At 62.3% G+C, this 13,003-nt stretch carries 14 protein-coding genes; 10 read left to right on the top strand and 4 right to left on the bottom strand.

Annotated features, from left to right (window positions below; translation table 11 throughout):
• Positions 1-29: 29 nt before the first annotated feature.
• The 3 genes from DNK59_RS30390 (at position 30) to DNK59_RS30380 (ending at position 3,464) form a co-directional block, all read left to right on the top strand.
• Positions 30-407 (top strand): VOC family protein, encoded by a 378-nt coding sequence (locus tag DNK59_RS30390; protein WP_110725700.1) that lies wholly within the window; start codon positions 30-32, stop codon positions 405-407.
• Positions 408-749: 342 nt separating this feature from the next.
• The gene (locus tag DNK59_RS30385; protein ID WP_110725699.1) at positions 750-2,312 is read left to right on the top strand and encodes a TerC family protein; all 1,563 of its coding nucleotides are present in this window, start codon (positions 750-752) and stop codon (positions 2,310-2,312) included.
• 354 nt (positions 2,313-2,666) lie between these two features.
• Complete coding sequence (locus tag DNK59_RS30380) at positions 2,667-3,464, top strand: hypothetical protein (RefSeq protein WP_110725698.1); 798 nt, start codon at positions 2,667-2,669, stop codon at positions 3,462-3,464.
• 45 nt (positions 3,465-3,509) lie between these two features.
• On the opposite strand, the gene DNK59_RS30375 is transcribed toward DNK59_RS30380, so the two are convergent.
• Positions 3,510-4,082, bottom strand: a complete 573-nt coding sequence (locus DNK59_RS30375) for a type 1 glutamine amidotransferase family protein (protein WP_110725697.1) — start codon at positions 4,080-4,082, stop codon at positions 3,510-3,512.
• A 227-nt stretch (positions 4,083-4,309) separates the two neighbouring features.
• On the opposite strand from DNK59_RS30375, the gene DNK59_RS30370 reads away from it, so the two are divergent.
• The 4 genes from DNK59_RS30370 to DNK59_RS30355 all read left to right on the top strand — a co-directional run bounded on the left by DNK59_RS30370 (position 4,310) and on the right by DNK59_RS30355 (position 8,416).
• Positions 4,310-5,134 carry a hypothetical protein gene (locus tag DNK59_RS30370; RefSeq protein WP_110725696.1) on the top strand — a complete coding sequence of 275 codons (825 nt, stop codon included), beginning with the start codon at positions 4,310-4,312 and terminating at the stop codon, positions 5,132-5,134.
• Between the two features lie 136 nt (positions 5,135-5,270).
• The gene (locus tag DNK59_RS30365; RefSeq protein ID WP_146249949.1) at positions 5,271-6,056 is read left to right on the top strand and encodes a hypothetical protein; all 786 of its coding nucleotides are present in this window, start codon (positions 5,271-5,273) and stop codon (positions 6,054-6,056) included.
• Positions 6,057-6,254: 198 nt separating this feature from the next.
• Positions 6,255-7,688: an RtcB family protein gene (locus DNK59_RS30360; protein WP_110725694.1), complete on the top strand. Its 1,434-nt coding sequence runs from the start codon at positions 6,255-6,257 to the stop codon at positions 7,686-7,688.
• A 182-nt stretch (positions 7,689-7,870) separates the two neighbouring features.
• Positions 7,871-8,416 carry a hypothetical protein gene (locus DNK59_RS30355; RefSeq protein WP_110725693.1) on the top strand — a complete coding sequence of 182 codons (546 nt, stop codon included), beginning with the start codon at positions 7,871-7,873 and terminating at the stop codon, positions 8,414-8,416.
• Between the two features lie 608 nt (positions 8,417-9,024).
• On the opposite strand, the gene DNK59_RS30350 is transcribed toward DNK59_RS30355, so the two are convergent.
• From DNK59_RS30350 to DNK59_RS30340, 3 genes are all read right to left on the bottom strand, one after another.
• Entirely contained in the window at positions 9,025-9,450 is a 426-nt protein-coding gene (locus DNK59_RS30350) for a type II toxin-antitoxin system HicB family antitoxin (protein ID WP_110725692.1), read from the bottom strand.
• A gap of 50 nt (positions 9,451-9,500) precedes the next feature.
• Entirely contained in the window at positions 9,501-9,680 is a 180-nt protein-coding gene (locus DNK59_RS30345; RefSeq protein WP_110725691.1) for a type II toxin-antitoxin system HicA family toxin, read from the bottom strand.
• Positions 9,681-9,769: 89 nt separating this feature from the next.
• A complete protein-coding gene (locus tag DNK59_RS30340; RefSeq protein WP_256596735.1) occupies positions 9,770-9,958 on the bottom strand; it encodes a hypothetical protein in 189 nt (62 codons plus the stop codon).
• A 526-nt stretch (positions 9,959-10,484) separates the two neighbouring features.
• Here DNK59_RS30340 and DNK59_RS30335 point away from each other — a divergent pair.
• The 3 genes from DNK59_RS30335 to DNK59_RS30325 all read left to right on the top strand — a co-directional run bounded on the left by DNK59_RS30335 (position 10,485) and on the right by DNK59_RS30325 (position 12,972).
• The gene (locus DNK59_RS30335) at positions 10,485-10,871 is read left to right on the top strand and encodes a RidA family protein (protein ID WP_022639351.1); all 387 of its coding nucleotides are present in this window, start codon (positions 10,485-10,487) and stop codon (positions 10,869-10,871) included.
• Positions 10,872-10,942: 71 nt separating this feature from the next.
• On the top strand, positions 10,943-11,707 hold the full coding sequence (locus DNK59_RS30330; protein ID WP_110725690.1) for an IclR family transcriptional regulator: 765 nt from the start codon (positions 10,943-10,945) through the stop codon (positions 11,705-11,707).
• 47 nt (positions 11,708-11,754) lie between these two features.
• Positions 11,755-12,972, top strand: a complete 1,218-nt coding sequence (locus DNK59_RS30325) for an amino acid deaminase (protein WP_110725689.1) — start codon at positions 11,755-11,757, stop codon at positions 12,970-12,972.
• Positions 12,973-13,003: the final 31 nt, after the last annotated feature.

Below are 13,003 nucleotides of genomic sequence, written 5' to 3'. Positions count from 1 at the left end.
TTTCCTACCCTTCAGGAGTTATGCCGTTGATGCTTGATCACCTGGATCATCTGGTACTGACCACCGTCGATCCCGTGGCTGCCGAGGACTTCTATGTGCGGGTGCTGGGGATGAGCCTGGAAACCTTTGCCGGAGGGCGCAAGGCCTTCAAGTACGGCAATCAGAAGATCAACCTGCACGTGCGCGGTCAGGAGTTCGAGCCCAAGGCCCATTTGCCGGTGCCGGGGGCGCTGGACCTGTGCTTTATCGCCAGCGTGCCCCTGGAACAGGTGATTGCTCACCTGCAGCGGGTCAACTGGCCGATCATCGAAGGGCCAGTGCCGCGCACCGGTGCCACGGGGCCGATCCGCTCGGTGTACCTGCGGGATCCGGACTTGAACCTGATCGAGATTTCCGAGCTGCTCTAGCTCCGGCCAGGGGGATGCCGGATAAAGTTTTGTAATGATTTCCCACTGGGGAGTCGGCCCGTCCTGCCTGTAATCTCCAAGTCCGTTTTTTCACTCAGGACTTGCATGAACACGCTCTCGGAGCCCCCCAGTCGGCGCTCTTTCCTTGTTTCGCCCCATGACCTATCGCGCCATTCGCTCGCACTGAGGCCTTGCTCTTCAGGCAGCCATTCTCCCGGCCGCACTTTTCTGGCATTTGCCACATCCTTTTCTGACCAGCCCGCTCCCAAGATCTCGCAGTTCCTGCGTCTTGGCGCTCGCTCGCGTCTGGCCGTTTGAATTTTCCGGAGAACTTGAGTCGTTATGGAATGGATTGCAGACCCCACGGCCTGGCTTGGCCTGTTGACCCTGATCGTCCTGGAGCTGGTACTGGGCATCGACAACCTGGTGTTCATCGCCATCCTCGCGGACAAGCTGCCGCCGGAGCAGCGTGACCGCGCGCGGCTGATCGGCCTGTCCCTGGCATTGCTGATGCGCCTGGGCCTGCTGGCCAGCATCTCGTGGATGGTGACCCTGACCCAGCCGCTGTTCGAGGTGTTCGGGCACAGCTTCTCCGGCCGTGACCTGATCATGCTGTTCGGCGGTGTGTTCCTGTTGTTCAAGGCCACCATGGAGTTGCACGAACGCCTGGAGGGCCATGTCAGCCAGCGCGCGGGCAGCACCACTTACGCCCTGTTCTGGCCGATCGTGGCGCAGATCGTGGTGCTCGATGCAGTGTTCTCCCTGGACGCGGTGATCACTGCGGTGGGCATGGTCGAGCACCTGGCGGTGATGATGATCGCGGTGGTGGTGTCCATCGCTGTGATGATCGTTGCCAGCAAGCCGCTGACCCGCTTCGTCAACGCTCACCCGACGGTGATCATGCTGTGCCTGGGCTTCTTGATGATGATCGGCTTCAGCCTGACCGCCGAGGGCCTGGGCTTCCATATTCCCAAGGGCTACCTGTACGCGGCCATCGGCTTCTCGATCCTGATCGAGGTGTTCAACCAGGTCGCCCGGGCTCGGCGCAAGAAATCCATGCAGGGCCTGCGTCCGATGCGTGAGCGCACGGCCTATGCGGTGATGCGCCTGCTGGGCGGACGCAAGCTGGCGGCGGAAGAGGTGGGCGAGGAGATTGCCGATCTGCTGGAAGATGGCGAGGCGCCCAGCCGCGAGCTGTTCGACCGCCGCGAGCGGGTGATGATCAGCGGCGTCCTGCAACTGGCGGAGCGGCCGATCCGCAGCCTGATGACGGTGCGTGCCGAAGTCGACTGCATTGACCTGACCGACAGCCCGGAAAGCATTCGGACCAAGCTGATGCACTCGTCCTACTCGCGCCTGCCGCTGATTCGCGATGGCGCGGTGGATGAACCCCTGGGCTTTGTGCACAAGAAGGAGCTGCTCAAGGAATACCTGGCGGGCAACCAGCCGAACCTTGAGCACCTGGCGCGCAAGACCATCAACCTGCTGGAGAGCTTTTCGATCCTCAACGCGCTGGAGCAGATGCGCAAGGCGTCGACCCATATCGCCTTCGTGATCAACGAATTCGGCGACTTCATGGGCATTCTGACCATGACCGACATTCTCGAATCCATCGCTGGCGAGCTGCCGGACGCCAGTGAGATCGAGGGGCCGGACGTGGTGGAGCAAGAGGGCGGCTTTCTGGTCAACGGTGCGCTGAACCTGCCGCAGGTGCGTCAGCGCACCGGCTTTGGCGCCGAGCCCACCGAGGACTACCAGACCCTGGCCGGCCTGGTGATGAGCCTGCTGGACCGCTTGCCGATCAAGGGCGACCGAGTGGAGTGGGGCGGTTGGACGCTTCAGGTCAAGGCCGTGGAAGAGCGCCGGGTGACCCAGGTGCTGCTGGCGCGGCAGGCCGTGGACTGAGCGATTGGCGAGGGCGCGAGCCCTGGCCGCGCCTCTGCCCCTGATGGGATGTCGGCGGCGATCTGCTTATGCATATCGTCGCCGCTGGCGTTTGCTCAGGCGTCGTTGACCTGTTTGAGCGGGTCGTTCTCTGGTTATGCGGGCAAGGCGCATGCCTTGTTGGGCCGGGCCTGGGCCTTGAGCCAGTTGTCCAGGCGGCGGGCACGTTTCTCGCAGCAAGTTGGCTTGGGCGTAGGCGGTCGCAGCACAGGAAACTTTGTCGCCGGTGGTGCCGGGCGATATGCTCCGGCGTCCCTTGGACGAGGCCGCAGGTTTGTGCTCCCGGGGCCGAGGCCCTTTTTCATGGAGTGAACCGTGCACGCCCGCTTCTCGACCGACCTTACCCATGCCGTTCTGGCGGCGCTGATGCTGACCGGCCTGCTGGCGCTGGCCGCCTGCCAGACCGCCGCCCCAGAGACGCCGGAGCAACAGCAGCAACGCCGCTACCAGCGCTTTGTCGACGAATTCCGTCAGGTGCTGGAACAGGGCGTGCGCAGCGCCGATCTCGATGGCTGGTCTGGCGGCGTGTCGCTGCGAGCGGTGATCGATCCGCTGAATCGGATGGTGGCCTGCAGCACCGAGGCACTCCCCGAATACCCGTTGCCGCGTTATCCGGATAATCGCCTGCTGGCCGCGGCGGTGGAGCGGATCTGTTGGGATTCGGTGTTCCCCAGGGCCGAACCGCAGATGTTCTCAGGTCGGCCCGCAGCCAATCTTGAGGTGGTGTTGCCGGTGGTGGTCACTCCTCCTGGTCGCTTGCCCGTGGAGGAACAGAAGATTCGCGAGACGGTGCGCGAATACAAGGCGCAAGAGCAGTATTTCTGGCGGCAACTGTTCGCCGCAGAGACCTTCGACAGCCTGGGCAGCGCCCGGATCGAGGGCCACGCCAACGCTCAGGGACAGGTGCAAGCTTGTCAGGTGCGACTGTCCGCCATTGCCGCCAGAGCCTGCGACTTCAAGCCGGACCCTGAACGGGTGCAGCGTCTGCAAGAGCGTTGCACGGCCCTGGATATCCGGCAGATGCCGGGTTTTTTCGCCTCGGAGACAGTGGGCGATCGATTCCTCGTCGAGCTGCAATACAGCCCCTGGAGGGGTGGGCCGAAGCGGCCTTGAGCAAGGCAAGCGCCTTGGCCCGCCGGCCGCCTATGGGCAGCCGATTCATTGCGACGCGCGGTGTTGCGCAGCGTGCATCGCGAGATAGGCGGTCAGGTTGGCGTCGTTGATGCCCAGGGTGGCGAGAATCTGCGCCATGAAGCTCACCGGGGCGCTGCCCGAGGCAGTGATCACGCGCTGGTCCGCCACGGCGTGGGGCACATCCTGATAGAACGCGGCGCCGCCATAGTTCACCGCCAACAGATTGGCCGCCGAGTTGGAGGTGTGTTTCAGCGCATCCAGTACCCCGGCGCGGGCCAGCTCGCGGGTGCCGTCACAGATCGCGGCGATCACGATGTGGCGTGCCTGGGCGGCGCGCAGCAGGTCGCCGATGTCCGGTGCATTGGCGCTTTGCCAAATGGTGCCGCCGCAGACCATCAACAGGTCGACTTCATCCAGATGAATGTCTTCCAGCGCCAGGTCCGGGGTCACCCGCAGGCCGCCCATAGAGGTCACGACGGCGCCCTTGGGGGTGGCGTAGCGGCAGTCGAAACCGTAGAAACCACGGCCGGTGGCGTTGATCAGGGCGGTTTCCCAGTCGGCGAAGTTGTCACTGAGCAGGGTGATGGCACGGGTCATGGAGCTTCCTTCCTTGGACTTAGCTGCGGGTGGGGAGCGACAGGGTAACCTGATTTCCGGCGGGTGGCTGGAGAAGCTCCTACGGCACCGCAGCCAATCGCGAGCTTGGAGCGGCGGCGGTCGTGTCGTTGGCTTTTAACGTGGATGTTGCCTTAGGATCCGGCCTCTTGAGGTCATTGAACGCAGAACAGGACGGTTCGTGAGTGAACCCATCAAAGGAACTGAACATGTACAACTGTCTGAACGGAACCCCGGCGCGGTGCGGGTTCCTGCTCGGCCTGCTTCTGGCACTGTCCGCTTGCCAGTCGGACTTGCCTGGCACCCCGCTGTCCCAGGAAGAGCAGCAACGACAACTGGAGACGCAGTTCTACGCCAACTCTGTGCAGCAGGTGCTGTACCGCGAAAGCCTCAGGGCCAACGCCGAGCAACTGATGGGCAGCGTGGAACTGGTCATGCAGTTCAATCGGCAGAATCAGGTCATCGGTTGTGCAGCGCAGAGCAGCCCCTTGCCTGACGCCAGGGCCTATCCCTACAACCCGAAACTTGGCGAGATGCTCAAGGGCGTCTGCTGGAACACGGTGTTCCCTTTGGCGCCCGCCGCCGCCTTTGAGCCTGATGGCCTGCTGGAGGTCAAAGGGACATTGATGTTCCCTCGCTTGACCCTGGAGCCCGAGCAGTTGAAGGAGTTTGCCTTCAATGCCGCTCAATACGCCCAAGGCCATTTCTTCTGGATGCACACGCTGGCCCGTTTGCCGGTGGACAGCGTCGGGGTCGCCAGTTTTGAGGTCAAGGCCGACCCCCAGGGCCGGGTCCAGGAGTGCTGGGTGAACCTGCGGGCGGTGCGCTACCGACCCGAGTCATTCAAGCCCGACAATCAATTGCGCAATCGCGTCACCCAGCTGTGTGAGCAGTTGGACCTGCGGCAGATGCCGGGTTTTGCGGTCGATCAGGGCAAGGTGCAGCCGATCCATGCCAGCGTGTTTTACACGCCGTGGAAAGGCGGGCCGAACAAGGCCGCGCAGCTACCGCAGGCAAGCGGCACCGAAGGTTGAGCCTGGTTACTGCGCCTCGCTGAGCTGCTTTCGCTAAAGCTTTGGCTCTTGGTTCGTTCAGTGAATGAGCCGGCTTTTTTCTGGGGCAAGGGGCATCGCCCCTGTGCCTCGTCATTGATCAATGAGTCACCCCTTCATGCCACTAGCATTCTTGCGCACCACGACCCTGGCCTTGCTGATTCCGATCTTGCTGACCCTGAGCGCCTGCCAGAGCCAGACCCCGGAGCAGATCGCCGCCCAGGCCCTGGAAACCCGGAAAAGCCTGGAGTTTTCTGCCGCCATCAGCGAAGTGCTGAGGCGCGACATCATGGCCGCCAACCCCCAGGGCCTGACTGGCGCGGTGGAGTTGCGGATCAAGCTCAATCGGCAGAACGAAGTGTTGGACTGCACGGTGCGACCGGGCCGCGGCGCAGATACCTCACAGGCGCTGGCCACCCCGACTCTGTTGCGGCTGGCCCGCCAGGTGTGCTGGAACACCTTGTTTCCTGCTGCCGCGCCCGAGGCCTTTGGCGATGAGGACGGCATCAAGGCGATTGCCGACCTGGAGTTTCCGCGCTTCAGCCAACTGTCCCGCCGTGAGCAGCAAGCCTATCGGCTGAGGTCCAGCCGCTACCAGCAAAGCCGTTTTTTCTGGGAGCAGGCAGTTGCCGGGCCGGGCATCGACAGCATCGGCGTGGCGCGCTTTCAATACAGCGCCAATGCCCAGGGGCGGGTCGAGGAATGCCTGGTGAACCTGGAACGCAGCGCGCTCCGGCCAGCAGCGTTCAAGGCTGATATCGCCTTGCGCCAACGCTTGACCCAGCGCTGCCTGCAGCTGGATCTGCGACAGATGCCGGACTTTCTCAGCCAGCCCGGCGGCCAGAGTCGCGGTGAGGTGCTGGTGGAGTACATGCCGTGGCGTGGCGGCCCGGCACCGCACTGACGCCACGCCGCGCGGTAGGAGTCGGCTTGCCGGCGAAGGCGCCTTCCCGGGCGCCTGGGCAAATAAATTCCCCCGGTCTATTTACATCCACTGCGTCATTCCCCCATCATCCGCGCCGTCTAAGTTTCGCTGCTGACCAGACAATTCCAGCCACCAACCGGGTGGTTGTTTTGTTGCGTCCAAGAAAAGCAGTTGAAAATGACCAAGACTCCTCTGAAAAGAATTCAGCACAAGCTCGCCCGTTCCGGGGTGGCCATCGAACGCCTGAATTCCAATTCCCTCTCCATCTCTTCGATCAACGACGCCGGGCTCAAGGTGGATCTGCTGCTGCCCGAAAGCTTTGCCATTGAAGAAAAAGCCGTCCTGCAACTGATGGATTTCGCCAAGGTGGCTCACCCCCATGGCGGCGAAGTGAAGTGCGCCTGCGCCACGCCGGACTTCCACACCGGCAGCCCGATTCCGGTGGGCAGCGTGATTGTCACCAGCCACGACCTGGTGGTGCCGCAAGCCATCGGCACCGACATCAATTGCGGTATGCGCCTGCACAAGCTGGGGCTGAACTACGAGCAGTTCATGGCGCAGAAAGCCAAGTGGACCGCCCTGGTGCGCGGCGATCTGCTGGAAGGTACGCGCAACATTCCTACCAGCCCGATGGCCATGACCGCGCTGTTTCAGGCCGGGCTCGGAGACTTCTGGGCCCAGGTGCAGCAGCAGGCCCCGATCGGCTTGTTTGCCGGGGCGGACTTCGCCCAGCTGCAACGTGAGCTGTCGGGACTGCATGAGTCGTCGTTCGCCCGCGGCAGCGCCGACTACGCGCCGGAAGCCTTGCAGGATCTGTCGCGCAAGATCCTCCGTGACCCGGGCCTGGGCTCCCTGGGTGGCGGCAATCACTTTGTCGAGATCCAGGTGGTCACCGAACTGGTGGATCGCCAGGCTTGTTTCGCCCAGGGCCTGTCGGTAGGGCAGGTGGTGATGATGATTCACACCGGCTCCCGCGATGTGGGCTTCTATGTCGGGCGGCGCTGGATGGACAAGGCCAAGGCCCTGTGGCCGGCGGGGATCAAGCATCCTGATTCGAAGATCTTCGCCCTGTTTGGCGAGATGGCCGACGAGTACCTGCTGGCCATGCACAGCGCTGCCCACTACGCCGATGCCAACCGCGCGCTGATCGCGGAAATGGTCCGCCAGCGCACCCGGCAGGTGTTCGGCGCGGGCATCGAAGCGCCGCTGATTGTCGATGTGCCGCACAACATCGTGCTGCGCGAAGAAGGCGGCAACGTGCATCGCAAGGGCGCGACACCGGCTTACGCCGGGCAGCCGTTGCTGATTCCGGGGAGCATGGGGCATGACTCCTACCTGCTCACCGGCCTGGGCAATGAGCGCTGGCTGCGTTCGGCCAGCCACGGTGCCGGGCGCTCGATGTCGCGCAGCGAGATTGTGTTCAAGGCCAAGCAGGACAAGGCGTTCCTCGGCTTGCAGGGCGTGGAGTGCATCACCACCAAGGAGGAACGGATGATCGAGGAAGCACCGGGGGCCTACAAGGAAATCGGCCAGGTGATCCAGTCCCAGGTGGAAGAGGGCACGGTGTCGGTGATGGCGCGGTTTTCGCCGATCCTGACCTTCAAGGCGTAAGAGTGCTGGGCTGGGGGGGATGGCTTTCGGGTTTGCCGTGCAACTGTGCGCTCGATACATTGTCGCCCCCCGGCCTGTTCGCTCCGAGCGGCGCCGTCGCAGTTATCTGCGGTCGCAAAAGCCCAGGGTGCGCTAGCCGCTAGGGTGTTTGCCTGTTTGTGATCAACCTCGGGTGCTTAAGCATGAATCAAGATGAAAACCTGAAGCACGATGCGCTAGCGCCATTGACCGCTGCCAGCGAGTTTGTCGTCGACAAGCAACCCCTTGCCGAACTGCTTGCCGTGCTTGCCCAGTGTGGGGAGGTGGTGTCCTGCTTCTTCAAGCCCGATCCCGCCATCAAGGTGCTGGGTGAGAGGCAGCGACTGGCCGAGTTTCTCGCGCGTTTCAGCGGCCTCGCCAGCTCGACGGCCATCGGGCGGGTCGAGCCTGAGTTCGGGCCTTTTTCCATGTTGAATCGATATGAGTTCGAGGGCTCGTTGCTGGCGGTGGTGCTGCGGGGTGGATGCCACGGGAGCGCTGCCGGATTGCCTCTGGTCAAGGCCCGGGCCTTGGTGGCCGAGGCGCTGGAGGCGGTGTTTCCGGCGCCGTTTTCCGAGCTGGTGGTGTATCGGTTCGATAGCCCTGATTGGTGTGAGTTGACCAGAGGGGCAACGATTTCTTCTGCCTATGTGGTGTGTCAGGGGGCGCGGAATCTGTGGTGGGTGCTGTGTGTTGCTGATGTTGACTGATGGCTTTTGGGCTTGAGGTTGGCTGTGTGGGAGGAGTTCACCCACATGTGTGACGCCAACTGTGCGGCTCGCTGTTGTAGGAGCTGGCTTGCCAGCGAAGGCTGCCTTGAGGGCGCCGGAGTATCTGGCGTAGTAGGTGCTTGTTGCTGCGGTAATCCCTAGTCCTCTGCTATGGCCACAACCTTTGTGGCGAGGGAGCTTGCTCCCGCACGAGCGCGCAGCGGTCGTAATCCCTGATATCGCGGATTTTGGGGTATATCCGTTGCTGCTGTAGGTTTCGTCCTTACGATGAGGGGCGCGTACATATCCGTTGCTGCGGGTGCCGCTGCTGACGGTTTCGCTTTTACAGCGAGGGACTGTGTACATATCCATTGCTGTGATTGCGGCCATCGTGGTTGACGGGGCCTTGAAGATCAAAAGCCAAAGCCAAAGCAAAGCAAATCAGATCTAAGCAGGGCAGAGCAGGAGCCTTGGCGGTGCCTTGGGGTAGGGCTCTGGCAGTTGCAGCGCGTGTTGTTTCGCTAGCCGCGATACATCACGGTTTTCGCCGATTCTGACCGTCAAGGCGTAGGCGTTGGCCGAATGCTTTACGGGCTATCCGTTTCGGGCTATGCCGCCTCCACTGATACCGCAAGACGTTTACCTAGGGCTGCCAGGGCATTTTCCAGCTGCTCCATTTTGGAGCTGTGTAGAAAGTCTACCAGGCGATCTCCCTGGGCCTGGTGGATTCCGAGCAGTCGGCATAGATCGGCTTTGCGCATGTCCCGCTCCATCATCGTGTTCCACAGCGCTATCTTGGCCACGGTCACCATTGGCAAATGAATGACCTGTTCCCCTGGTAGCGGCGCGGAGGCCGGGGGAATGGCGCGGCGCTGGTCGACGTAAAGGGACAGAGTGGTTTCGAGCGCGTCGATGGCCTGGTTGATGGCGTGCTCGGGATCATCGCCAAAGCTATTGAATTCGGGCAGATCGCGGCAGAAGACCGCCACTCCCGGTGCACGGTCTTGCTCGAAGCGAATGGCGTAGTCGTACATGGTCACTCCTCGGAGGCGACGTTTCAGCGTGCAGAGGATGAATGAGAGTTCTAAAGCCCCAATTGCCTGATGATTGCCTTGCGGGTGGGTTCGGGCATTTCCTTGCTGCCGTGATCCGCAAAGGTGGTCTTGTTGCCGTTTGGGGCCGTGACTTTGAAGTGGCTGCCTTTACCGGCCTCGAATACCACGCCTTGAGATTTCAACCATCGTCTGAATTCGCTGAATTTCATCACCTCGCCTCATGGCTTGGATTTCTGCACGGTACAACATTCATATTTTTGTACAACACTTGTGTGTTGTTTTTTCCGTGACCTGACCATTACTCCTCGGGCAGACCCATTGCCCGCTGCTCAACTGCATGCAATACATCGCAGCCGTCTTGCAACATCAGGGTCGCCACGCTGGAGAAGCGCCGCAGGTCGAGGTGATCGGCGTGGCGGCTGGTCATGTCGGTAAGGCTGTCCAGCATGTCCCGGGCGGCGCGGATGCGCAGACCGGCGTAGGTCAAAGCAGGTCGAGCAGCGGCGCTTGTGGGTTGATGAAGGCGACGGGGTGGTCGGTGGAGGAGGTGAAAGGTTGCAGATCCATGCCGGTGACCCTCCATGAAGGAATATTGAGGTGTGCTCATGGAGATTCGGACGGCCAAATCCGGTCACAGAACTGCTGTGACGCAACGCAATGTAGAAGGTGGCGAGTCGCATCACCAGGCATTCGGGCGTGCCTTCAGCAAATACAGAAATGCCTGACATTGGCCAATGGCTGTTTCTCATCTCTCCATTCCTCGTTCCGGAAAGTTTTTCCATCCCCCCTGTTATCTCCTTTGTTCTCCATGGCACACTCTGGCGCCTGTTCCGCTATTTGATATTTAATTCCGTTATAGTGGAATTAATTCGTTCAACGCTTGTACGTTTCCAGGCCATCGCGGGTTGCTGCGGCAAAGTTTGCGCAGAAGTCCGCGGCGAGCTGGATGGCGCTTGCGCAGGGCGGCCGGATGGAGCCGCCAGTTGGCCAACCTTCAACCAGGAGAACTCCTCATGAGCATCACCCGTTACGGCACCGGCAGCACCGCAGGCGGTGGCCAGCCGCGTCCTTTCGCTCGCGCCGTGGAGGCCGATGGCTGGCTGCATGTGTCCGGCCAGGTGCCGGCGCTGGATGGCGAGATCATTCACGGTGGGATCGTCGAGCAGACGCATCAGACGATGCGCAATCTAGTGGCCATTCTCGAAGAGGCCGGGTACGGCCTGGAGGATGTGGTGCGGGTCGGGGTGTGGCTGGAAGACCCGCGGGATTTCTGGAGTTTCAACAAGGTGTTCGGCGAGTACTTCAAGCCCGAGCACGCGCCGGCCCGGGCCTGTGTGCAGGCCAGCATGATGGTCGACTGCAAGGTCGAGATCGATTGTGTGGCGTACAAGCAGCGGTAAGCGGTAAGCGGCTAGCTGCAAGCGCAAGGCGAAGCGTGTATTTGGGTGTGTTTTGGAAGGGTTGTTCGAAGATGAGCGAAGACAGCATCAAGCGCCGTGCCAAGGGGCTGGATCGGGCGTTCGATATTCTCGATTTCCTCAAGGAGATCGGCCAGCCGTTGCGGCCCAACGATATCGCCAAGGGCATTAGCAGTCCCAAGTCCACGGTCTACGAGCTGGTGGCGTCCTTGCTGGAGCGGCGGGTGCTGGAGCCGGTGGGCAAGGACGGCCATGTGTACCTGGGCCGCCAGTTGTATTTTCTCGGGCAGGCGCATTTGCGCCATTTCGATCTGAGCCGCGAGGCCGATCAGGCCTTGCAGGAAATTGTCAGTCAGACCCGGGAAACGGCGCAGATGTGCCTGCTCAACGGGCGCAAATACACCGTGGCGCTGATGAAGGAGGGCGAGCGAAATTTCCGCATTACCTCGGACATTGGCGAGAACGCGCCGATCCCCTGGACCGCTTCCGGGCGCTTGCTGTTAGGGCATTTGAGCGATGAGCAGATCGTCGAGTTGATCGCTGAGCGCGACTTCATCCTCCCCGATGGCCAGCGCTTGCCGCTGGCGACCTTCCTCAAGGAAATCCGTCAGGCCACCGAGGAGGGGTTCTTCTCCTTCGACAGTGTCGCCGACACCTTCACCCATTGTTTTGCCGCGCCGGTGCGCGATGAGCGCGGGGTGTGCATCTGCACCCTGTGCATCGTCGCGCCCAGGGCCGATGCCCAGAGCAATTACCAGGAATATCGCCGGGTGCTGATCGACAGCGCCAACCGTCTGGCCCGGCGTATCAACGATTGATGACTGTGTCGCGGCTGTGCGCAGCCGCCTTGATAAGGAGTGCCAAGATGTCTTCTGCTTTGAATCTGCCCCTGGTGGAAAAGGGCCCTGCGGCCCACGCTGCGAGCCTGCTCAGCGACGTCAGCCTGCCCGCCCTGGTGCTGCACCGCGAGGCACTGGAACACAACATCCGCTGGATGCAGAAATTCGTCAGTGACAGCGGTGCCGAGCTGGCGCCTCACGGCAAGACCAGCATGATGCCCGCGCTGTTCCAGCGGCAGCTGGACGCCGGTGCCTGGGGCATCACCCTGGCGACCGCGGTACAGACCCGCGCCGCCTACGCCCATGGCGCGCGCCGGGTGTTGATGGCCAACCAACTGGTGGGGGCGCCGAACATGGCGCTGATCGCCGAGCTGCTGGCGGACGCCGATTTTGATTTCTATTGCATGGTCGACCACCCGGACAACGTCGCTGATCTGGGGGCGTTTTTCGCCCAGCGCGGGGTCACCCTCAAGGTGATGATCGAGTACGGCGTGGTCGGTGGGCGCTGCGGCTGTCGCAGCGAGCAGGAAGTACTGGCCCTGGCCAAGGCGATCCAGGCGCAGCCGGCCCTGGCCCTGTGCGGCATCGAAGGCTACGAAGGGGTGATCCATGGCGACCAGGCCGTCAGCGGCATTCGTCAGTTTGCCGACTCCCTGGTGCGCCTGGCGGTGGAGCTGCACAGCGACGGGCTGTTCGCCATCGAGCGGCCGATCATCACTGCTTCGGGTTCGGCCTGGTACGACCTGATCGCCGAGTCGTTCGAGACGCACAACGCCAAGGGCCGCTTCCTCAGCGTGCTGCGTCCGGGCAGCTACATCGCCCACGACCATGGCATCTACAAGGAGGCCCAGTGCTGCGTGCTGGATCGACGCAGTGATCTGCACGAGGGCCTGCGCCCGGCCATGGAAGTCTGGGCCCATGTGCAGTCGCTGCCGGAACCGGGCTTTGCCGTGGTGGCCCTGGGCAAGCGCGATGTGGCCTACGACGCCGGTTTGCCGGTGCCGCTGCGGCGTTATCGCGCCGGGGCCGAGGCGGGCTCCGGGGATGATGTGACGGCGTGCAAGGTCACTGCGGTGATGGACCAGCATGCATTTCTCACCGTCGCGCCGGGCGTGGAGTTGCGGATTGGCGACATCATTTCCTTTGGCACCTCGCACCCGTGCCTGACCTTCGACAAGTGGCGCATTGGCCTGCTGGTGGATGAGCAGCTGCGAGTGATCGAGAACCTGGAAACCTGCTTCTGACCTGTAGGAGCCGGCTTGCCGGCGAAGCAGC

It is taken from the genome of Pseudomonas sp. TKO26 (assembly GCF_003225665.1).
Taxonomy (GTDB): Bacteria; Pseudomonadota; Gammaproteobacteria; order Pseudomonadales; family Pseudomonadaceae; genus Aquipseudomonas; species Aquipseudomonas saponiphila.
Note: the sequence above shows the minus strand (reverse complement) of the source record. Positions and strands in the feature narration are given on the sequence as shown.

Excerpts from the sequence above, each read along its gene's own strand:
- DNK59_RS30390 (WP_110725700.1), top strand. The coding sequence starts at position 30 with ATGCTTGATCACCTGGATCATCTGGTACTGACCACCGTCGATCCCGTG.
- DNK59_RS30385 (WP_110725699.1), top strand. The coding sequence starts at position 750 with ATGGAATGGATTGCAGACCCCACGGCCTGGCTTGGCCTGTTGACCCTG.
- DNK59_RS30350 (WP_110725692.1), bottom strand. The coding sequence starts at position 9,450 with ATGTACGACTACGCCATTCGCTTCGAGCAAGACCGTGCACCGGGAGTG.
- DNK59_RS30355 (WP_110725693.1), top strand. The coding sequence starts at position 7,871 with ATGAATCAAGATGAAAACCTGAAGCACGATGCGCTAGCGCCATTGACC.
- DNK59_RS30370 (WP_110725696.1), top strand. The coding sequence starts at position 4,310 with ATGTACAACTGTCTGAACGGAACCCCGGCGCGGTGCGGGTTCCTGCTC.
- DNK59_RS30330 (WP_110725690.1), top strand. The coding sequence starts at position 10,943 with ATGAGCGAAGACAGCATCAAGCGCCGTGCCAAGGGGCTGGATCGGGCG.
- DNK59_RS30375 (WP_110725697.1), bottom strand. The coding sequence starts at position 4,082 with ATGACCCGTGCCATCACCCTGCTCAGTGACAACTTCGCCGACTGGGAA.
- DNK59_RS30325 (WP_110725689.1), top strand. The coding sequence starts at position 11,755 with ATGTCTTCTGCTTTGAATCTGCCCCTGGTGGAAAAGGGCCCTGCGGCC.
- DNK59_RS30365 (WP_146249949.1), top strand. The coding sequence starts at position 5,271 with ATGCCACTAGCATTCTTGCGCACCACGACCCTGGCCTTGCTGATTCCG.
- DNK59_RS30360 (WP_110725694.1), top strand. The coding sequence starts at position 6,255 with ATGACCAAGACTCCTCTGAAAAGAATTCAGCACAAGCTCGCCCGTTCC.
- DNK59_RS30335 (WP_022639351.1), top strand. The coding sequence starts at position 10,485 with ATGAGCATCACCCGTTACGGCACCGGCAGCACCGCAGGCGGTGGCCAG.
- DNK59_RS30345 (WP_110725691.1), bottom strand. The coding sequence starts at position 9,680 with ATGAAATTCAGCGAATTCAGACGATGGTTGAAATCTCAAGGCGTGGTA.